Raw genomic sequence first — 18,388 nt, forward strand, 5'->3', positions numbered from 1 at the left:
CTCAAAATGTCCTACGTCGCCATTCGCGCCTCCGGGTGCTAGCCTGATCCAGCAGGAGGGGAGCCGATGACGGTTCAGCAGAGGGCGACGCTCGAAGACGTGGCGAGGCTGGCGGGCGTGAGTTCGAAGACCGTCTCGCGCGTCTTCACCACGCGCGACCTGGTGGCGCCGGAAACCGTCGAGCGGGTGCTGGCCGCGGCCAAGCGGCTGAGGTTCCGGCCGAACACCCTCGCCCGCGGCCTTCGGCGGGGCGGCGGCACCAACACCATCGGCTTCATCATCGGCGAGCTGGGCAACCCGTTCTACTACAAGGTCGCCTCCGGCATCGAGCGCGAGCTGGCGGCCCACGGCTTCTCGCTGGTCGTCGCCACGACGGACGACTCGGCCGAGGGAGAGGAGCGGGTCGCCGACGCCCTGCTGTCCCAGCGCATCGCCGCCCTCCTGCTGATTCCGGTCGCCGAGGACCAGTCCTATCTGGAGGGGGAGCGCCACCTGGGCACGCCCGTCATCGCGATCGACCGCCCGGCCCGCAACCTCGTGGCCGACTCCATCGTCCTCGAGAATCGCCGCGGCACGTTCGAGGCGACGAAGCGGCTGCTGGCCCGCGGGCACCGTCGCATCGGCTACGTCTGCAACCCCGCGTCGGTGTACACCCAGGCCGAGCGCCTTCGCGGGTTCCGCGACGCCATGGCGGCATCCGGCATCCCGGACACCACGCGCTGGGAGCGCCTCGTCGACGACCCGTCCATGCCGCCCGATCAGCTCGTCGGCGACCTGCTCCGCTCAGCCGATCCGCCGACGGCGGTGATCACCGGCAACAACCGCGTCACGGTGGGGGCTCTGCGGGCCCTGCGGGACGCGGCCGACGAGGGGCGCACCGCCCTGATCGGCTTCGACGACTTTGACACCGCCGACGTGATCGGCGTCAGCGTCATCAGCTACGATCCCGTGGACCTCGGCCGCCGGGCGGCCGCCCTGGCGCTCGAGCGGATGGGCGATGCCACCGGCTTCACGCGACAGATCGAACTCCCCACCTGGATCATCGAGCGGGGCACCGGCGAGCGGGAGCCCCGAAAGGAGACGGCATGACACGGCCCTTCGTGCAGCTGCGCGCCCACGGCGTCGGCATCGTGATCGATACCCCGGACGGGGGCCTGCCGCGGGTGCTGCACTGGGGGGAAGACCTCGGTGCACTCTCGGACGCCGACCTCGAGGCGCTCGGTCGCGGGGTGAGCCGCCAGACGGCGCCGGGAACCCTGGATGCCGCCTGGCACCTCTCGCTGTCGCCGCAGGAGTCCGAAGGGTGGACGGGACGACCGGGCATGCAGCTGCGCCGGGACGGCGTGCTGCACCATCCGAGGTGGGTGGAGTCGGCATCGCACGCCGAGAACGCCGCCTTCGTCCTGACGGCTCGGGACGAGGCATCCGCTCTGGTACTGGAGATCCGCATCGCGATCGAGGCGGGGGGAGTGGTGTGGACAGATGCCGCGCTGCGGCACGACGGCGGGCCGGGCGCACCCGCGGTCGAGGTGGAGTGGCTGGAGTCGACGCTGCCCGTTCCGTCGACGACATCGAACCTGACCACCTTCGACGGGCGATGGAGCCGCGAGAAGCGTCCGGTGACGATCGGGATGCCGCCGGGTTCGACCGCGCGCCAGACCCGCCGCGGTCGCGGGGGGCACGATCACCCCATGATGTTCATCGCCTCGGAGGGGGAGCCGCGGTGGGGCGACGGCCGCGTCTGGGGCGTGCACCTGGCGTGGTCGTCCGATTCGACCTATCGCATCGATCGGGTGAGCGACGCCGTCACGGTGCTCGGCGCCGGCGAACTGCTGCGGCCCGGAGAGCTCGTGCTCGAGCCGGGCGATGAGTATGCCGCGCCTCGTGCCGCCTTCGTGTTCTCCGAAGAGGGCCTCGACGGACTCTCGGGACGCGTGCACCGATGGCTCCGGGCCCGCGACGTTCATCCGAGGACCGCGCGGCCGCTGACGCTCAACACGTGGGAAGCGGTCTACTTCGACCACCGCCCCGCCGAGCTGATCGCGCTGGCCGAGCTCGCCGCTTCGGCGGGCATCGAGCGGTTCGTGCTGGATGACGGATGGTTCCTCGGTCGGCGCGATGACACGACCAGCCTCGGCGACTGGGTCATCGACCGATCGGTCTGGCCCGACGGCCTCGCACCGCTCGCCGAGCGTGTGCACGGATTGGGCATGGAGTTCGGGCTGTGGTTCGAGCCCGAAATGGTCAGCCTCGACTCCGACCTGGCCCGCGCGCATCCGGAGTGGCTGCTGCACAACCGCGCGCACGTCGAGGCGGGGGACCCGGCACTGTCTTGGCGCAGTCAGTACGTGCTCGATCTCGCAGACGCGGGCGCCTACGCCCACGTGCTCGGCCAGATCGACGCTCTCGTCGCCGAGCTCGGCATCGACTTCATCAAGTGGGATCACAACCGCGACCTCGTCGAGAGCGTGCATGACAGGCGTCCGGGGCTGCACGCCCAGATGCTCGCCGTGTACACGCTCATGGCCGAGCTCAAGTCGCGGCATCCGGGCCTGGAGATCGAGTCGTGCTCCAGCGGCGGCGCCCGCACCGACCTCGGTGTGATGGCGATCTGCGACCGTGTGTGGGCGAGCGACTCGAACGACCCGGTCGAACGGCAGGACATCCAGCGGTGGACGGGCCTGCTGCTGCCCCCGGAGCTCGTCGGCGCCCACGTCGGGCCGACCGAGTCGCACAGCTCCGGCCGCACGACCGATCTGTCGTACCGCATGGCGACGAGCCTGATGGGTTCCGCAGGGTTCGAATGGGACATCTCCGGGTGCGATGATGCGGAACTCGCGACCATCACGTCCTTCGCCGGGCTGTACAAGGAGCTGCGACCGCTCCTGCACTCCGCGAGGGTGGTGCATCCCGACATCCGCGATGCCGCGTGGCGTGTCACCGGCTACGTCGCGGACGACAGCGCGGCCGCCGTGTACATCGTCGCGACCGTCGCCGCGCACGAGGATGCACGGGTCGAACGGCTGCGCCTGGGCGGACTGGATGCCGAGCGCCGCTACCGCGTGCGCGTGCGCCGCGAGATCGGCGAGGCCCGCGGCTCGTGGATCGTGCCGGAGTGGTTCTCGGCCGGCGAGATCACCCTGCCCGGGTCGGCGCTCGCCCGTGTCGGCCTGCAGCTGCCGGCGCTCTGGCCGATGCAGGCGTTCGTGCTGCACGCCACCGCCGTGTAGCTCCGCGCCGACCGCCCGGCGGGCGTGCGGTCAGACGAAGCGGGACAGGAACTCCGCCTGGGCGACCCACTGGTAGGCCGCTCCGCCCTCGTGCTGGTTGTGCGCGTAGACCGAGATCCCGGCCTCCAGGCGTGCGGCGCCGTTCTGGAGCGAGCCACCGTTGTGAAAAGACGCATAGTGGTTGCGCGCGGCGAACACGGTCGACGGCGGGCAGACCTGGTCGAGCAGCGCGGTCGAGAACAGGGCGGGAGCCGTGGCGCGCTTGGCCATGTTGACGCCGTCGAAGTACGAGAGCGTTCGGAACACGCGTTCTTCGGCCCCGCGGTGCACGGAGAGGTAGCGGACGACCTCGCCGTACGGATCGGCGTCGGTCATCCCGACGGCCCGCTCGAAGTGGCAGAGGAACGGCACGTCGGGCATCACGGCGACGAGGCCCTCGGTCAGACCGGCGGCCGCGAGGGCGATGCCCCCGCCCTGGCTTCCGCCGCAGACCGCGACGCGCGCGGCATCCACTCGTTCCATGCCCCGGACGGCATCGATCGCGCGCACCGCGTCGGTGAACACCCGGCGGTAGTAGTAGTCGGCGGGGTCGTCGATGCCGCGGGTCATGAAGCCGGGGCTCGCCGGCCCCGAGCCGTGCGGGTCGGGGGTCGAGCCTCCGCTGCCCCAGCCGGAGCCCTGGCCGCGGGTGTCCATGAAGAAGTACGCATAACCGGATGCGGCCCACCCCAGTCGCTCGTGCGGCAGGCCGCGCCCGCCGCCGTACCCGTTGTACTCGATCACGGCGGGGAGTGGTCCCTCCGCGCCCGAGGGGAGCAGCAGCCATCCGCTGACCGGATCGCCGGCGAAGCCCGGGAACGTGACATCGAACACGTCGACCGCCCGCAGCGGAGTCTGCACCGGTGTCGCCGTGACCTGGCCGCCCGCCGCCCGGGCGGAATCCAGGGTGTGCGTCCAGAACGCGTCGAAGTCTTCGGGCTCGAGGACGTCCGGGCGGTAGGTCTCGAGTTCGGGCAGGGTCAGATCGAAACGGGGCACCGATTCACGATATCGGGCGTCGCGGCCGGGCGCCCTCGCGACTCAGTCGTGGATCCAGACGTCCGTTCCGTTGGACGACCACTCGTACACCTGCTGTGCGCGAGGGATCGGCATGCCGACGCAGCCGTGGCTCATGCGGTTGCCCCAGTTCGAGTGCCAGTAGACGCCGTGGAACGCCTGGTCTCCGTTGAAGTAGGTGATCCACGGCACGTCCTTCGTCTCGTAGTACACGGTGTTTCCGGCCGCGTCCTTCAAGATGTTGCCCTGCGCGTCCTTCTCCGGGCCCCGCATGGTCTGGCTGCGCAGGTGGGTGTTGATCGTGTAGCGACCGGTGTACGTCGGCGTCGAGGATTTGCCGCTGGAGATCGCCCACGAGTCCACGACCGCGCCGTTCTCCTTCAGGTAGAGGCGCTGTTCGCTGAGGTCGACCTCGAGCAGACGGACGACGCTCAGCGTCTGGAACGGCGTCTCGACGACCGGAAGCTGGAATGCCGCATTGCCCTGCGACAGCTGCGCGGCGAACTGGTCGGCCAGGCCATCGGTGGTCGGAAGCTCGCGCCCCGCGACTCCGGCGGTCGCCGTCCGCAGCACCGCACCACCGCTGTTTATTACGGTGGCGGCATTGACGGGGCTGCGGTTGACCGCTCCCGGCAGCCCGACGATGAAGGCCTGCATGGCGGCGGGGTCGGCAGTGATCACCGGCGCTCCCGCTTCATCGAGCGCCACCGTCATCCACGACGCCGTCGTCGCTCCATCGACGGGGACCGTGCGCTCTTCGCCGATGTAGAAGCCGGAGCCGGCGAGCATGGCGTTGAGCTGCCCGGCTCCCGCCTCCGCTTCCGGCGTGGTGATGGTGGCCTCGACCTCTTCTGAGGGGACGTCGATGGTGATCGAGCCCTCACCGGCGGCGAGCGCCTCCGAGAGCGCCGCGCCTACCGCATCCACGTCCACCCCGGTGCCGGGAACCGCGGGAACGACGCCGTAGGCGCCGGTCGCCGGATCGAACGCGACGTTGGCGTCGACGGGGTCAATGTAGAGAGCGGGAGCCGCGGATCGCAGCGTGGCCGACGCCTCGTCCGGCTCGAGCACGACGGTGCCGGGGATCGGCTCGGGGTTCCACGCGCCGACCTTCCAGAACGGGTACTCGCCGTAGGCCTCGTTCGCGAGGGCCTTCGCGTCGATCACGGCGCCGAGGTCTGCACCGGTGAGGGCGACCTCGCCGTCCGGGGTCGTCAGCACCACCGTCGTGGCATCGAGGGAGGTCTGCACGGCATCGGCCGCCGCACCGGGCGTCATCCCGCCGACCGGCACGCCGGCGATTGTCACGCCGGGGGCGATCAGGATGGTGGAGGCGACGCCGAAGCCGAGCAGCAGAACCCCCACGGGGATGCCGATCCACAGCGCGAGGTGGCGCTTCTTCGGCTGCGGCTCGGACGGAGCCCACTCGAGGGCGGGCTCGCCGGGGTCGTCGAGAACGACGGTGTCGTTCTCCGGCTGGATGCCGCCGCCCGTCTCGTCGCTGTCCGCAGCGTCCGCTTTTGTGGCCAGATCGGTCACGAAATAACCCCCGTGTTTGCCTTGCCCCCTCCCTCATAGTAGGGGACGAGTTCACGAGGACGTTGCGGGAGTGTTCCAATCGTGATGCGGGCGGCTGTCTCCTACTGGACGCAGAGCTCCTGGAAGGCGGCGAAGGACTCCTCGAATTCGGTGCTGAGGGTCTCCAGCTCCGCGGCTTTCGCGACGTCGCCCCCCATGACTGCGGCGGTGGCCTCGGCGATCCCGGCGAAGCCCTCCTGCAGGCCCTTCGCCGCGGCGGCCACCTCTTCGTTGTCGATGTCGGCGATCGCCGCGCCGATCGCCTCGGCGGAGGCATTCATGGCGTCGATGGCCGCCTGCGGGTCGGCGGACGGCTCCACGCCTTCCATCCCCGCCGTCGCGTCGGTGATCGCCTGACCGATGACAGCACACGCGTCGGCGATGCCGGACGAGTTCCCGCCGGCGCTGGAATCGGAGTCGGACTCAGAGCCGCCGGACGCTTCCGGCGCCTGCGAGGCCGAGGCGCTGGGCTCGCTCGAACCGCCGGCCCCTCCACCCGTCGAGGGCGTGGCGGCGCACGAGGTGAGGCCGAGAACGGCCACTGCGGCGATGGTCAGAGCGGTGATGCGGCGGTTCATGGCTGCCTCTCGATCGGTCATCCCATCGTACGGGCGAGGTGCGCCGACGCGCAGACGCACGGTCCGCGGCGTCCCGTTTCCCCCCGCGGCGGCGCCGCGCCAGCCGAATGTAACAGTTTTGTAAACACCCCGAATAAACCATCCTGTGCACTTGCGCGACCTTTGTTCGTAAGGTCTACTAACAAACATGACTGCATCGGAAGTGCAGCGCGGCTCTTCCACCCTCGAGTCCGCGCAACCCACGGGACCCTCGAACGGCCACACGTTCGGGCCCGGCCGCACGCTCCGGTCGCGCGTCAAGGTTCTGCCCGAACACGCCCGCGGGCACAACCGCGCTCTCGTGCTGCAGACGCTCTACCACGACGGGGCGATGAGCCGTGCGGATCTCGCCCGCGAGACCGGCCTCACGCGGGTCACGATCTCCGATCTCGTGGCGGAGCTGATCTCCGACGGCATCGTGATCGAGAAGGGCGTGCGGGAGGCGTCGGGCCCCGGCAAGCCGGCGACCCTCGTCGACATGGACCGCGACGGCCATCACATCATCGGCCTGGACCTCTCCGGTCCCGACGCGCTGCTCGGAGCGGTGCTCACCCTCGACGGCGACATCGTGGCGCGTCGCGAGGTGCCCCGCCCGGTGGACCTCGACGGGGACGCCGCCATCGCAGCCGTTCTCGAACTGGCGCGCGGGCTGGTCGCGGCCACCACGTCGCCGATCCTCGGCGTCGGCGTCGGCACGCCGGGCGTCGTTGCGCCCAATGGCATGGTGCTGCGCGCCCCGAATCTCGGCTGGACCGACGTGCCGCTGGAGCGGCTGCTGCACGACCAGCTGCGCCTGCCCGTGATCGTCGCGAACGACGCGAACGCCGCCGTGCTCGCCGAGTACACGTTCGGCGGCGCACCCGGCGATACGGTGCTGATCAAGGTCGGGCGCGGGGTCGGGTCCGGGGTGCTCTCGAGCGGCCAGCCGATGCTCGGCAGCCACTACGCCGCCGGTGAAATCGGCCACGTCACGGTCGGCACCGACGGCGGGCCCGACTGCGTCTGCGGCAAGGTCGGATGCCTGGAGGCCTGGCTGTCGGTCCCGGCGCTCACTGCGCGGCTCGCTGCCGCTCCCGCCGCCGACGCCGACGGCATCCTGCGAGACGCGGGCGAGCGCCTCGGAATCGCCCTCGCGCCCGTCGTGGGTGTGCTCGACCTGTCGGAGATCGTGCTCTCCGGCCCTCCCGAACTCCTCGACGGACCCCTCGCCACAGCGACCGTCGAGACACTCCGCGCCCGGACGCTCAAGAAGTTCCACGACAGCGTGCGGGTGCGGATGACGGAGCAAGGCCAGGACATCGTCCTGCGCGGCGCGGCCGTCATGGTCCTGTCGGGACAACTCGGGGTGTCATAGGCAACGTCGCACACCCCATTCCCCCTGGAGGGTCGCCCGGCCCTACGGGAAGTACGCGAGTACTTCACCAAGAGAAAACGAAAAAGGAAGACACCATGAACAAGAAGCTCGGAGCCCTCGCCCTTCTGGGCGCATCGGCTGTGGTCCTCGGGGGTTGTGCCGGTGGCACCGGCGGCACTCCCGAAGAAGCGGCGGAGACGGGCGACCTGACGGTCTGGCTCGTCGGCACCGACACGCCGGACACGGCGCGTGACTACCTCAAGGACACGTTCGAGGCCGAGAACGAGGGCTGGACGCTCACGGTCGAGGAGAAGACCTGGGCCGACACGAGCGAGACGTACGTCGCCGCTCTCTCCTCCAGCGACTCGCCGGACGTCGTCGAGGTGGGCAACACCCAGGCTCTCGGTTTCATCGACCAGGGCCTGTTCCTCGACATCAGCGACATCCAAGGCGACCTCGGCGGCGACGACCTGCTTCCGGGTCTCGTGGACGCGGGCACGTACGACGGCTCGTTCTACGCCGCCCCGTACTACGCCGGTGGCCGCATCGTCTTCTACTCGCCGCAGATCGTCACGGGGGAGCTGCCCACGACGCTCGACGAGTACGTGGCCAACGGCATCGCCATGACGACCGACACCGTCTCGGGCATCTACGCGCCCGGCAAGGACTGGTACAACGCTCTGGCCTACGTGTGGGCGCACGGTGGAGAGATCGCGGTCCAGGACGGCGACGAGTGGGACGCGCAGTTCTCCAGCGAGGAGAGCCTCGCGGGCCTGACGCAGCTCCAGGAGGTCTACCTCAACGCCACGAACGCGCCGGCGGACGGCGACGAGGCCGACCCGCAGGTGCCCTTCTGCGCCGGCGAGATCGGATACCTCTCCGCTCCCGGCTGGGTGAAGTGGTCGATCCTCGCCCCGGCCGACGCCGAGAACCCCGGCTGCCCCGACACCTACGGCGCCGACCTGGCCGCGTTCCCGCTGCCCGGCATGACGGCCGGCGAGACCGCTCCGATCTTCGCGGGCGGGTCGAACGTCGCCATCGCGCAGAAGAGCAGCAGCCCCGAGATGGCCCAGGCGGCGCTCGAGATCATGCTCTCCGAGGGCTACCAGAAGCTCCTCGCCGAGGGTGGCCTCACGCCCGGACTCATCTCGGCGGCGCAGTACCTGCCCGATGACGCGATCACGCAGGCCCAGGCCACCGCGCTCGCCAACTCGAAGTTCACGCCGATGAGCCCCAACTGGGGCGAGGTCGAGAAGGCCCTGATCATCCCGGACGCGCTCGTCGCCATCGCCCAGGGCGGCGACGTCGAGCAGATCGCGACCGAGCTGGACGAGGCCATCGAAGCGATCCTGAACGACTGACCACCGCACGACCGGGGGTCCCGGCGAGAGCCGGGACCCCCATCCCCCCGATTTCCCCGAACCACCGAGAGGAGGCGCCATGAGCGCGAACCCCGCCACCCGTCGGCGCCCCGACAAGACGCCCAGCTGGGTGCCGCAGAGCGACGCGTACCTGCGCGAGCGCGTCAAGTTGCGCCGAGACGGCCGCGCGGGCTGGACCCTGCTCGCCCCCGCGGCGATCATCCTGGCGGTCATGGTCGGATATCCGGCCGTGCTCATGGTGATCCAGTCGTTCACCGACTACGAGGTGCGCGACAAGGTGCAGGGGACGCTGCCCGACTTCGTCGGCTTCGACAACTACATCGAGATCTTCACGCAGTCGGATTTCCCGGCGGTGCTGATGCGCAGCCTCGGGATCATGGTCGTTCTGACCGTGCTCTCGATGGGCTTCGGCATGCTCGTCGCCGTCCTGCTGACCAAGCTGACCAGAGGGTGGCGCATCCTCGTCTCCGTCGGGCTGCTGCTGGCGTGGGCGATGCCGCCCCTCTCCGCCACCGTCGTCTGGGGCTGGATCTTCGACACCGAGTACGGACTGGTCAACTACCTGCTCAACACGATCACGGGCACCAGCGACTGGACCAACCACTCGTGGCTGATCGACCCGCTGTCGTTCTACTTCGTGCTCACGATCCTCATCGTGTGGCAGAGCGTGCCGTTCGTGGCCTTCACGACCTATGCCGCCCTCGGTCAGGTCCCCGGTGAGGTCCTCGAGGCAGCCGCCCTCGACGGCGCCAACGGCACCAAGCGCTTCCGCTTCGTCGTCTTCCCCTATCTGCGCAGCGTGCTGACGGTGGTGCTGATCCTTCAGATCATCTGGAACCTCCGCATCTTCACCCAGGTCTACGCGCTGCAGAGCCGCGGCGGGATCGCCTCCGAGACGAACGTGCTGGGCACCTACCTGTTCCGCCAGGGCCTGGGCGAGTTCGGCATCACGGCTGCCATCGGCGTCGTGATGGTGATCCTGCTGCTCACGCTGTCGTGGGGCTACATCCGCGCCACACTCAAGGAGGAGGAGCTGTGAGCTACCAGGTCACTCCCGCCACGCAGCTCGGCACCATGGGTGTCGACGAGGTGCTCGACGAGGCAGCACCCAAGCCCCCGAAGAAAGGGTCGATCGAGGCGCACCGCCCCTCGGCCAAGAAGGTCGGCGTCCGCGCCCTCCTCAACATCGCCGCCTTCATCGTCTTCTCCGCGAGCGTGTTCCCCGTCTACTGGATGGTGAACATGTCGTTCACCCCCGGCAACAAGATCATCAGCCGCACGCCGAGCCTTCTTCCCCTGGACTTCACGTGGCAGAACTACGTCACCGCCTGGACCCGCGAGGCGGCACCCGGTCAGACAGACTTCCCCCACGCGCTTCTGACGTCGACGATCGTCACGGTAGGCGTCATCGTCGTCACGCTGCTGTTCGCGTTCCTCGCCTCCGTCGCCGTCGCGCGCTTCCACTTCCGCGGCCGCCGCGGGTTCATCGTCGCGGTGCTCATCGTGCAGATGGTGCCCGGCGAGGCGATGATGTTCACGATCTACGGCATGATCGACGACTGGCGTCTGATGAACACGATGCTCGGCCTCGGCATCGTCTACGTCGCGGCGGTCGTGCCCTTCACGATCTGGACGCTGCGGGGCTTCGTGGCCGGCGTGCCCGCCGATCTAGAGGAGGCAGCGATGATCGACGGGTGCACCAAGTCGCAGGCGTTCTGGCGGGTCACATTCCCCCTGCTCGCGCCTGGTCTCGTCGCGACCGGCATCTTCGCCTTCATCCAGTCGTGGAACGAGTTCACGATGGCCCTGCTGCTGATGAAGGGCTACAACCTGACACTGCCCACCTGGCTCAACTCCTTTCAATCCGCCACCGAGGCCACCAATTGGGGTGCCGTCATGGCCGGCTCGACGATGATCGCCATCCCCGTCGTGATCTTCTTCCTCTTCGTGCAGGGGCGGATGACGGGCGGCCTGGTCTCCGGGGCGGTCAAGGGCTGATGGGCACGCACCAAACGGCCGACTCCCACGGGGAGGTCGGCTCATGAGGGTGGGCCTGGATGTCGGGGGCACCAAGACCGACGCGGTCGCGGTGTCGCCCGCCGGCGAGATCGTGGGGCGGGTGCGCCTCGCCACCGGCTGGGGACCGGATGCCGTGGTCGCCACGTTGCTGCGCGCCGTCGCCGCGCTCAACCGCGACGCCGGCATCGCGTCGGGGGAGATCTCCTCCATCGGCGTGGGCATCCCCGGTCAGGTCGAGCCGGGTTCGTCGCTCGTGACGCACGCGGTGAACCTCGGTGTCGACGAGCTCGATCTGGGGGCGGCCCTCGAACCGCAGCTCGGTGTGCCCGTGCGGGTCGAGAACGATGTCAAGGCCGCGGCGCTCGGCGCCGACGCGCTCCGCCCCGGCGATGGCAGCGGCCGGGCTCGCTCGATGGCGTTCCTCAATGTCGGAACCGGCATCGCCGCGGGCATCGTGACCGGCGGGGAGCTGTGGCGCGGGGCGCGCGGGACCGCCGGTGAGGTCGGGCACATCTCGATCGATCCGAACGGGCCCCTCTGCCGCTGCGGACAGCGCGGCTGCATCGAGGCGTTCGCCGGCGGCGCCGCCATCGCCCAGAGGTGGGGACGACCCGGTGCCCTGCCGGTGCGCGACGTCTTCGATGCCGCCGACGCGGGCGACCCGACCGCGCACGCGCTGCGAGCGGGGCTCGCGCACGGGATCGCCGCCGGAGTTCGCGTGCTCGTGCTGACCGCGGACGTCGACGCCGTCGTGCTCGGAGGGGGCCTCACCGCACTGGGCGGCCGTCTGGCGTCGGACGTGCGCCGAGAGCTGCGCGTCGGGGCCGCGGCATCCGCCTTCATGCAGTCCCTCCGCCTCGAGGAGCGCTTCGAACTGCTGCCCGCCGGATCGCCCGCGGCCGCCTTCGGTGCCGCGATGGTGGGTGCGACGCGGGACCCCGAGGGAGTATTGACGCATGGCTGAGATCATCATCGTTCCGGATGGCGCGGCCGCCGGCGCCCTGGTGGCCGACGAGATCGCGCGTCTGATCCGCCGGACGCCCGATGTGGTGCTCGGGCTGGCGACGGGATCCACCCCTGTGCCCGTGTACGAGGCGCTGCCCGAGCGACTGCAGGGCCTCGACCTCTCCTCCGTGCGCGGGTTCGCCCTCGACGAGTACGTGGGCCTCGACCCGGCGCACCCGGAGAGCTACCGCTCCGTGATCGCGCGTGAGGTCATCGAGCCGCTCGGCCTCGATCCGGCCCGCATCCGGGTGCCCGACGGCCGGCTCGAGGGCATCGAGCATGCCGGTGAGGACTACGAGGCGGCGCTCGGGGCGGCCGGGGGAGTGGAGCTGCAGCTGCTCGGCATCGGCACCGACGGCCACATCGGCTTCAACGAGCCCGGGTCGTCGTTCGCCTCCCTGACGCGTGTCAAGACCCTGACCGAGCAGACTCGTTCCGACAACGCGCGGTTCTTCGACTCGATCGACGACGTCCCCCGGCATTGCATCACCCAGGGACTCGGCACCATCCTCCGCGCCGGGCACCTCGTGCTGCTCGCCTTCGGCGACAGCAAGGCCGAGGCGGTGGCCGGCGCCGTGGAGGGCCCCGTCACGGCCTCGCTCCCCGCATCCGCGATTCAGCTGCACCCGCACGCAACGGTCGTGATCGACGAAGAGGCGGCATCCCGCCTGCGTTTCGCCGACTACTACCGGTACACGTTCGACAACAAGCCCGAGTGGCAGGGCCTGTAGCGGCCGCCGGTTCTCGGCCAGCGCGCCGGCACCCCCGACGACCGACGTAGGGTCAAGCAATGATCCTTCCCGAAGGACTCCTCGACCTGCTGCGCGCGCCGAGCACCTGCTACATCGCGACGCTCATGCGGGATGGCTCGCCGCAGCTGACGCAGGTCTGGGTCGACACCGATGGCGAGCATGTGATCGTCAACAGCGTCGACACGCACCTCAAGGTCCGCAACATCCGTCGCGATCCCCGCGTCGCCCTGACGATCAGCGATCCCGCCAAGCCGCGACGTTTCTTCCAGGTGCGGGGTCGCGCGCTGAGCGTGACCGCGGAAGGCGGCGCCGAGCACATCGACACCCTCTCGGAGAAGTACAGCGGCAAGCCCTATGGCTGGTACGGCGGCCGCGACCAGGTGCGTGTGATCATCACGATCGGGGCCGACAGGATCAGCAGCGTCGGCGGCTGACCGCCCCGCGTCCGCTCAGCCCCAGGCCAGCGCGAGCAGGAAGTCCAGGCTCAGCGGGGCCAGCGCCATCGTCGAGACATCGGCGGGAGTGATCCAGCGCACTTCGGCGATCTCGGCGTGCGCCGACACGGCATCGGGCTCCGCGGCGACGCGGAACGCGGCCGCGACGACGCGATGCCCCGGCTCGTTGGCCGCATCCGCTTCGAACGTCCCGAGCGGCTGCAGATCGTGCGGCTGGACGACCAGGCCCACCTCCTCGTGCAGCTCGCGCGCCAGGGCTTCGGCGGCGCTCTCGCCGGTCTCGGGCTTGCCCCCCGGCTGCATGAACACCGAGGTGCCGTGCTTGCGGACGACCAGCACCCGCCCATCGACATCCGTGATCACGGCAGCGCTGACGAAGATCCGCGGGGACGTCACTCCGCGAAGACCTTGCCGGGGTTGAGGATCCCCTGCGGATCGAAGACGCGGGTGATCTCGCGCTGCAGCTTCCACTGGTCGTCGCCGAGCTCGTCGGCGAGCCACCGCCGCTTCAGCAGGCCGATGCCGTGCTCGCCGGTCAGCGTGCCGCCGAGGCGGAGGGCGGAGCGGAAGAGGTCGTCCGCGGCATCCCAGATGTGAGCCGGCACCTCGCCGTCCGGAAGGGCGTCGAAGATGAAGTTCGGATGCAGGTTGCCGTCGCCCGCGTGCGCCACCGTCGGGATCGTCACGCCGTGCTCGCGCTCGACCCGGGCGATCTCGTCGAACATCTCCGGGAGGCGGCTGCGCGGGACGGAGACGTCCTCGATCAGCGTCGTGCCGAGCGCCTCCATCGCCGGATGCATCGACCGGCGGATCGCCAGCAGCCGTTCGCCCTCGGCCGGGTCGTGCGTCAGCGAGACGGTCCCACCGCCGGCCGTGAGCACCGCCGCGATCGCGTCGGCCTCGACATCCGCCGCAGGCCCATCGGTCTGGATCGTGAGCTGAGCGGCGCCGGGCGTGGGGGCCGGCAGCGCGAGCAGCCGGTGCACCGCCTCCAGGCACGCGGCGTCCATCAGCTCCATGATCGACGGCTGCAGTCCGGCCGCGGTGACTGCGGAAGACGCGGCCGCGGCGGCGCGCACGTCGGGGAACGTCGCGGCCACGGTGCACGGCACCCCCGGCACGAGCCGGCGCAGTTTGAGCGTCGCCCCGACGATGACGCCGAGGGTGCCCTCCGATCCGATGACGAGCGACGTGAGGTCGAGTCCGGTGACGCCCTTGACGCTGCGGTGACCGAGCCGCAGGAGGCGCCCATCGGCCAGCACGAGGTCGACGCCCAGCACCGCGTCCCGCACGACCCCGTACTTCGCACAGAGCAGGCCGCCGGCGCCGGTGGCGATGTTGCCGCCGACCGTCGAGATGGCGCGGCTCGCCGGATCGGGCGCCCACCACAGGCCGTGCTCCGCGAGGTGGGCGTTGAGCTCGGCGTTCAGGATGCCGGGCTCGACGACGGCGAGCAGATCGTCCGGGCGCACCTCGAGGATGCGGGTCATGCCGCGGGTCGAGAGCGCGATCTCACCGGGGCCGGCGTTCGCCCCGCCGGCGAGGCCCGTGCCCGCGCCGCGGGTCACCACCGGCGTGCCCGTCTCGCTCGCGATGCGCAGCGTCGCCTGCACGTCTTCGACGGATGCCGCGTGCACGACGGCGAGCGGCGCACCCGTGGACCGGTGCCCGGACTTGTCGGCGCGGGCGTCTTCGAGCGCCGCGGGGCTCGTGTCGACGTGCTCGCCGAGCTCGGCGCGCAGGCGCGCCAGCACGTCGGTCGCCACGTCGGTTCGCAGGTGTGCCGTCATGAGAGTCGCCGGCGACCCGCGAGCACTCCCGACGTGACGGCGACCACGGCGAAGGCGATGCCGATCCAGGTCTGCCCCATGCTCCACCATGCGATGGTCGCCGACGCGAAGATCAGGAGTTCGACGAAGGAGCGCACGAAGAGGTGCGTGGGGATGACGGCTTTCGGGGATACGAACAGAGCCCAGAGCAGGATTGCCGCGGCGGGCGCCGCGATGCCGGCCACGATGTTCCACGGAAACGGCCACGCGAGGAAGCCCCAGAGTGCGAACGTGAGGAAGGCGAAGATCTCGGTGAGGAACCGGACGATGTCGAGGCCGGCCAGCGGGGCACGAGCAAGCGGCTCCTCGGGGCGCTGCGGAGCGACGGGCGACGACTCGGACATGGCTCTATTCTAGGCGCCGGCGCTGCGCCGCTCTTCGGCGTGACCCGCGAGGATGCGGGCCAGCGGGCCAGAGGGGATGCGGGCACTGTGCGGGCTCAGCGGGGATGCGGGCTCAGTAACGGGCGTCCCACACCGCGGGCGAGTGCTCGGGCGTGCTGTCACCGTCCGTATGCGCGAAACGCAGAGCGGATGTGGTGAATTCGCGCGCGCTGAATTCCAGGGTGACCGCGCCGCTCCCGTCGCCCCCCAGGGTCGTTGTCGCCCACAGTGCTCCGTCGACGAGAACCTCGACGGCGGCGCCGGGAGCGCCCGACAGGGAGACCGACAGGACGCGCGGCTCCCGCCCATCCGGCTCCGTCGCCGTCACCACGCCGACGGCAGGCGCTCCCGCGGGGGAGCCGAAGGGCGCCGGATCTGCGGGCTCTACCGGCGGGGTGCCGTCCTGCGGGCTTCCCGGGTTCTGCGGGGTCGCTGGTGTCTGAGGAGCAGCGTCGGTCTGAGAAGGGTCGTTCCCGGAAGGCGTGTCGTTCTGAGGAGTGGGGTCGCTCTCCGGAGCGGGGCTGGGCGATGAAGTCGTCTCGGACTCCGCCTCTGGAAGGACATCGACCGGGGGGACCTCGCCCGGCGCCACCGCGTCGTCCACCTGCGGGTCGGTCACAGACTCGGCGGGCACCGTCGGAGCGTCGACGATGACCTGCTCCCCTTCGCCGGGGGCAGTGCCCGGCAGGTCGCCGGGCCAAGGACCCTCCGGGGGAAGTGATGAACTGGAGGGAGGAGAGATGGCGGCGTCACCGCTGGACGGAGCGCTCGCGTCATTCGTCGAGACGGAGCTGGCGGGTGGCCCGGCCACGATGGATGGAGCAACGGTGCCGGCTACGACGGCGCCGACCACCACGACGCTCGCTGCGGCGATACTCGCGCCGGCGGTCAGGCCCGAGAGCATCCCTCCGGCGGCGATACCGGCCGAAGCGCCCGCCAGTCCCGCCCCGGCGGCGAGCCCGGCCCCGACAACCGCGCCGGCGCCTGCGGCGGCGCTCGCACCGGCGGCGACGCTCGAAACCGCGGCGGCGCCGGCAGCGGCGGCGCCCGCACCGGCGGCGGCGCCTGCACCGGTCGCAGCGGCCGCTCCTGCGGCTCCCGCTCCGGCGGCTCCTGCACCGGCTGCGGCTCCGGCCGCGCCCGCTCCGGCCGCTCCTGCGGCGCCGGCGCTCGCGAGCCCGGCTCCTGCTGCGCCGGCGCTTGCGCCTGCGGCGCCTGCGCCGGCCCCAGCGACGGCCGCCCCGCCCGCTGTCGTACCTGCACCCGCAGCGCCGACGCCCGCTGCGCCCGCACCTGCGGTCGCAGCGCTGACTCCGGCTCCGGCAGCGCCGGCTCCGGCAGCGCCTGTGCCGGCGGCACCCGCGCCCGTTCCGGCGACCACGCCCGAGCCTGCCGCGCTGACGCCCGAGCCTGCCGCGCTGACGCCCGTTCCGGCGGCACTCACGCCCGTTCCCGCGGCGCTCACTCCGGTTCCGGCGGCACCGAAGCCCGTTCCGGCGGCGCTCGCACCGGTGCCTGCGGCTCCGGCGCCCGTTCCGGCCGCGCCCGACCCAGCGGCGCCGACGCCGGTTCCCGCCGCAGCCGAGCCTGCCGCGCCCGCGCCGGTTCCCGCCGCACCCGCGGCGCCTGCCGACGTTCCGACGGTGACGGCGCCCTCGGTGATCGTCGAGGGCATCGCAGCCAACGCCACGATGGCCACTCCGCCGCCCTGCACCGACGCGAGGTAACCGGCGGCGCCGGCCACCCCCACGGTGAGGGGGAGGAGGACGAGCGCCAGGCGGTGCGAGACGTGCTTGGCCTCACCGGCGACGATCGCACAGCGCGCGCACTCCGACAGGTGCGTCTCGAGCCTGACGGTGTTGCGGGTGCTGAGGTTGTTCCGTGCGTACGTCCCGAGCCGCTCGATGGTCCACTGGCAGTCCGAGCCGTCCTCGACGCTGCGCAGGTGCGCCTGGATCCAGGCCTCGCGAAGCCCCTCGCGGGCGCGGAACGTGAGCTGCGCGACAGCCGTGGGCTTCATGCCCAGGAGGGGCGCGATCTCGGCGGGCTTCATCTGCTCGACCTCCGAGTACCAGAGCACCTCCTGCCAGCGCGAAGGCAGGCTCTGGAATGCCCGGTGGGTGAGGCTGCGGTCGAGGGCGTCGTCGGTCGCCTCCTCGGTGGTTGCCGGGTCCTCGATCGCGTCGAGCTCGTCGGATGGGAGTTCCTTGCGCGAGCGACCCCACGCGGCCGCCGTGTTGCGGATGCTGGTGAAGAGGTAGGCGCGGAACGAACCGGTCGGCCCTCCACCCCTGAGGATGGACTGGTAGATGCGGGCGTAGGCCTCTTGCACGAGGTCGTCAGCGTCGAGGCTGGACGTGACCGACCGCGCGACGGTGACCGCGGACCGATAGTGCCGCCGCCAGAGTTCGCCGAACGCATCGCGGTTTCCAGAGCGCGTCCGCAGCACCAGTTCGGCATCGGCCGTGTCGCCGAGCAGCGGTGGCGTTCCCTCGGTCGGGGATCCGTCGGGTCTGATCATGGTGCTCCGGGTCTTCGGCGCTGAGGACGGTGCGGGTCCGAGAAGGCACGCGCTGAAGTGCGGTCCCCGGCCCCTTACCCATTCTCATGGTCAGCGCCCGTTTCGCCTAGCCCGACGGCGGATTCCCAGGGCAAGAAGAAACTTTCCCGGATCGGCGTAATAGACGGGGGCATCCGACGTCTCATCAGCAGGAAGGTCTGTCGGCAG

Annotated in this window: 16 protein-coding genes; 9 read left to right on the plus strand and 7 right to left on the minus strand. The window is 70.8% G+C overall.

Annotated features, from left to right (window positions below):
* The first annotated feature begins 66 nt into the window (after nucleotides 1-66).
* Nucleotides 67-1,089, plus strand: coding sequence for a LacI family DNA-binding transcriptional regulator (locus tag ACLQ2Q_RS00520; protein WP_425816859.1), 1,023 nt, complete (start codon nucleotides 67-69; stop codon nucleotides 1,087-1,089).
* Nucleotides 1,086-3,230, plus strand: coding sequence for an alpha-galactosidase (locus ACLQ2Q_RS00525; RefSeq protein WP_425816861.1), 2,145 nt, complete (start codon nucleotides 1,086-1,088; stop codon nucleotides 3,228-3,230). The genes ACLQ2Q_RS00520 and ACLQ2Q_RS00525 overlap by 4 nt, the downstream gene beginning before the upstream one ends.
* Before the next feature lie 30 nt (nucleotides 3,231-3,260).
* Here ACLQ2Q_RS00525 and ACLQ2Q_RS00530 read toward each other — a convergent pair whose 3' ends face one another.
* The 3 genes from ACLQ2Q_RS00530 to ACLQ2Q_RS00540 form a co-directional block, all read right to left on the minus strand.
* Nucleotides 3,261-4,268, minus strand: a complete 1,008-nt coding sequence (locus ACLQ2Q_RS00530) for an acetylxylan esterase (protein WP_425816863.1) — start codon at nucleotides 4,266-4,268, stop codon at nucleotides 3,261-3,263.
* Between the two features lie 42 nt (nucleotides 4,269-4,310).
* Nucleotides 4,311-5,825 (minus strand): L,D-transpeptidase family protein, encoded by a 1,515-nt coding sequence (locus tag ACLQ2Q_RS00535; protein ID WP_425816865.1) that lies wholly within the window; start codon nucleotides 5,823-5,825, stop codon nucleotides 4,311-4,313.
* A gap of 101 nt (nucleotides 5,826-5,926) precedes the next feature.
* Complete coding sequence (locus ACLQ2Q_RS00540) at nucleotides 5,927-6,463, minus strand: hypothetical protein (protein ID WP_425816867.1); 537 nt, start codon at nucleotides 6,461-6,463, stop codon at nucleotides 5,927-5,929.
* A 166-nt stretch (nucleotides 6,464-6,629) separates the two neighbouring features.
* On the opposite strand from ACLQ2Q_RS00540, the gene ACLQ2Q_RS00545 reads away from it, so the two are divergent.
* The 7 genes from ACLQ2Q_RS00545 (at nucleotide 6,630) to ACLQ2Q_RS00575 (ending at nucleotide 13,427) form a co-directional block, all read left to right on the plus strand.
* Nucleotides 6,630-7,835 (plus strand): ROK family transcriptional regulator, encoded by a 1,206-nt coding sequence (locus ACLQ2Q_RS00545; RefSeq protein ID WP_425816869.1) that lies wholly within the window; start codon nucleotides 6,630-6,632, stop codon nucleotides 7,833-7,835.
* Between the two features lie 95 nt (nucleotides 7,836-7,930).
* Complete coding sequence (locus tag ACLQ2Q_RS00550) at nucleotides 7,931-9,196, plus strand: extracellular solute-binding protein (protein WP_425816871.1); 1,266 nt, start codon at nucleotides 7,931-7,933, stop codon at nucleotides 9,194-9,196.
* Between the two features lie 79 nt (nucleotides 9,197-9,275).
* On the plus strand, nucleotides 9,276-10,256 hold the full coding sequence (locus ACLQ2Q_RS00555; protein WP_425816873.1) for a carbohydrate ABC transporter permease: 981 nt from the start codon (nucleotides 9,276-9,278) through the stop codon (nucleotides 10,254-10,256).
* Nucleotides 10,253-11,215: a carbohydrate ABC transporter permease gene (locus ACLQ2Q_RS00560; RefSeq protein WP_425816875.1), complete on the plus strand. Its 963-nt coding sequence runs from the start codon at nucleotides 10,253-10,255 to the stop codon at nucleotides 11,213-11,215. Before ACLQ2Q_RS00555 ends, ACLQ2Q_RS00560 begins: the two co-directional genes overlap by 4 nt.
* 43 nt (nucleotides 11,216-11,258) lie before the next feature.
* Nucleotides 11,259-12,200 carry an ROK family protein gene (locus ACLQ2Q_RS00565; protein ID WP_425816877.1) on the plus strand — a complete coding sequence of 314 codons (942 nt, stop codon included), beginning with the start codon at nucleotides 11,259-11,261 and terminating at the stop codon, nucleotides 12,198-12,200.
* Nucleotides 12,193-12,972, plus strand: a complete 780-nt coding sequence (locus tag ACLQ2Q_RS00570; protein WP_425816879.1) for a glucosamine-6-phosphate deaminase — start codon at nucleotides 12,193-12,195, stop codon at nucleotides 12,970-12,972. Before ACLQ2Q_RS00565 ends, ACLQ2Q_RS00570 begins: the two co-directional genes overlap by 8 nt.
* 59 nt (nucleotides 12,973-13,031) lie before the next feature.
* A complete protein-coding gene (locus ACLQ2Q_RS00575; RefSeq protein ID WP_425816881.1) occupies nucleotides 13,032-13,427 on the plus strand; it encodes a PPOX class F420-dependent oxidoreductase in 396 nt (131 codons plus the stop codon).
* A gap of 15 nt (nucleotides 13,428-13,442) precedes the next feature.
* On the opposite strand, the gene ACLQ2Q_RS00580 is transcribed toward ACLQ2Q_RS00575, so the two are convergent.
* The 4 genes from ACLQ2Q_RS00580 to ACLQ2Q_RS00595 all read right to left on the minus strand — a co-directional run bounded on the left by ACLQ2Q_RS00580 (nucleotide 13,443) and on the right by ACLQ2Q_RS00595 (nucleotide 18,181).
* Nucleotides 13,443-13,844, minus strand: coding sequence for an NUDIX hydrolase (locus ACLQ2Q_RS00580; RefSeq protein WP_425816883.1), 402 nt, complete (start codon nucleotides 13,842-13,844; stop codon nucleotides 13,443-13,445).
* A complete protein-coding gene (locus tag ACLQ2Q_RS00585; RefSeq protein WP_425816885.1) occupies nucleotides 13,841-15,238 on the minus strand; it encodes an FAD-binding oxidoreductase in 1,398 nt (465 codons plus the stop codon). Before ACLQ2Q_RS00585 ends, ACLQ2Q_RS00580 begins: the two co-directional genes overlap by 4 nt.
* Nucleotides 15,235-15,621 carry a YrdB family protein gene (locus tag ACLQ2Q_RS00590; RefSeq protein ID WP_425816887.1) on the minus strand — a complete coding sequence of 129 codons (387 nt, stop codon included), beginning with the start codon at nucleotides 15,619-15,621 and terminating at the stop codon, nucleotides 15,235-15,237. The genes ACLQ2Q_RS00585 and ACLQ2Q_RS00590 overlap by 4 nt, the downstream gene beginning before the upstream one ends.
* A gap of 112 nt (nucleotides 15,622-15,733) precedes the next feature.
* Nucleotides 15,734-18,181 carry a sigma-70 family RNA polymerase sigma factor gene (locus ACLQ2Q_RS00595; protein WP_425816889.1) on the minus strand — a complete coding sequence of 816 codons (2,448 nt, stop codon included), beginning with the start codon at nucleotides 18,179-18,181 and terminating at the stop codon, nucleotides 15,734-15,736.
* Nucleotides 18,182-18,388: the final 207 nt, after the last annotated feature.

This window comes from Microbacterium sp. DT81.1 (genome assembly GCF_049844955.1).
Taxonomy (GTDB): Bacteria; Actinomycetota; Actinomycetes; order Actinomycetales; family Microbacteriaceae; genus Microbacterium.

Coding starts and splice junctions, on each gene's coding strand:
- ACLQ2Q_RS00520 (WP_425816859.1), top strand. CDS start 67: ATGACGGTTCAGCAGAGGGCGACGCTCGAAGACGTGGCGAGGCTGGCG.
- ACLQ2Q_RS00525 (WP_425816861.1), top strand. CDS start 1,086: ATGACACGGCCCTTCGTGCAGCTGCGCGCCCACGGCGTCGGCATCGTG.
- ACLQ2Q_RS00540 (WP_425816867.1), bottom strand. CDS start 6,463: ATGACCGATCGAGAGGCAGCCATGAACCGCCGCATCACCGCTCTGACC.
- ACLQ2Q_RS00545 (WP_425816869.1), top strand. CDS start 6,630: ATGACTGCATCGGAAGTGCAGCGCGGCTCTTCCACCCTCGAGTCCGCG.
- ACLQ2Q_RS00550 (WP_425816871.1), top strand. CDS start 7,931: ATGAACAAGAAGCTCGGAGCCCTCGCCCTTCTGGGCGCATCGGCTGTG.
- ACLQ2Q_RS00555 (WP_425816873.1), top strand. CDS start 9,276: ATGAGCGCGAACCCCGCCACCCGTCGGCGCCCCGACAAGACGCCCAGC.
- ACLQ2Q_RS00565 (WP_425816877.1), top strand. CDS start 11,259: ATGAGGGTGGGCCTGGATGTCGGGGGCACCAAGACCGACGCGGTCGCG.
- ACLQ2Q_RS00570 (WP_425816879.1), top strand. CDS start 12,193: ATGGCTGAGATCATCATCGTTCCGGATGGCGCGGCCGCCGGCGCCCTG.
- ACLQ2Q_RS00575 (WP_425816881.1), top strand. CDS start 13,032: ATGATCCTTCCCGAAGGACTCCTCGACCTGCTGCGCGCGCCGAGCACC.
- ACLQ2Q_RS00585 (WP_425816885.1), bottom strand. CDS start 15,238: ATGACGGCACACCTGCGAACCGACGTGGCGACCGACGTGCTGGCGCGC.
- ACLQ2Q_RS00590 (WP_425816887.1), bottom strand. CDS start 15,621: ATGTCCGAGTCGTCGCCCGTCGCTCCGCAGCGCCCCGAGGAGCCGCTT.
- ACLQ2Q_RS00595 (WP_425816889.1), bottom strand. CDS start 18,181: ATGATCAGACCCGACGGATCCCCGACCGAGGGAACGCCACCGCTGCTC.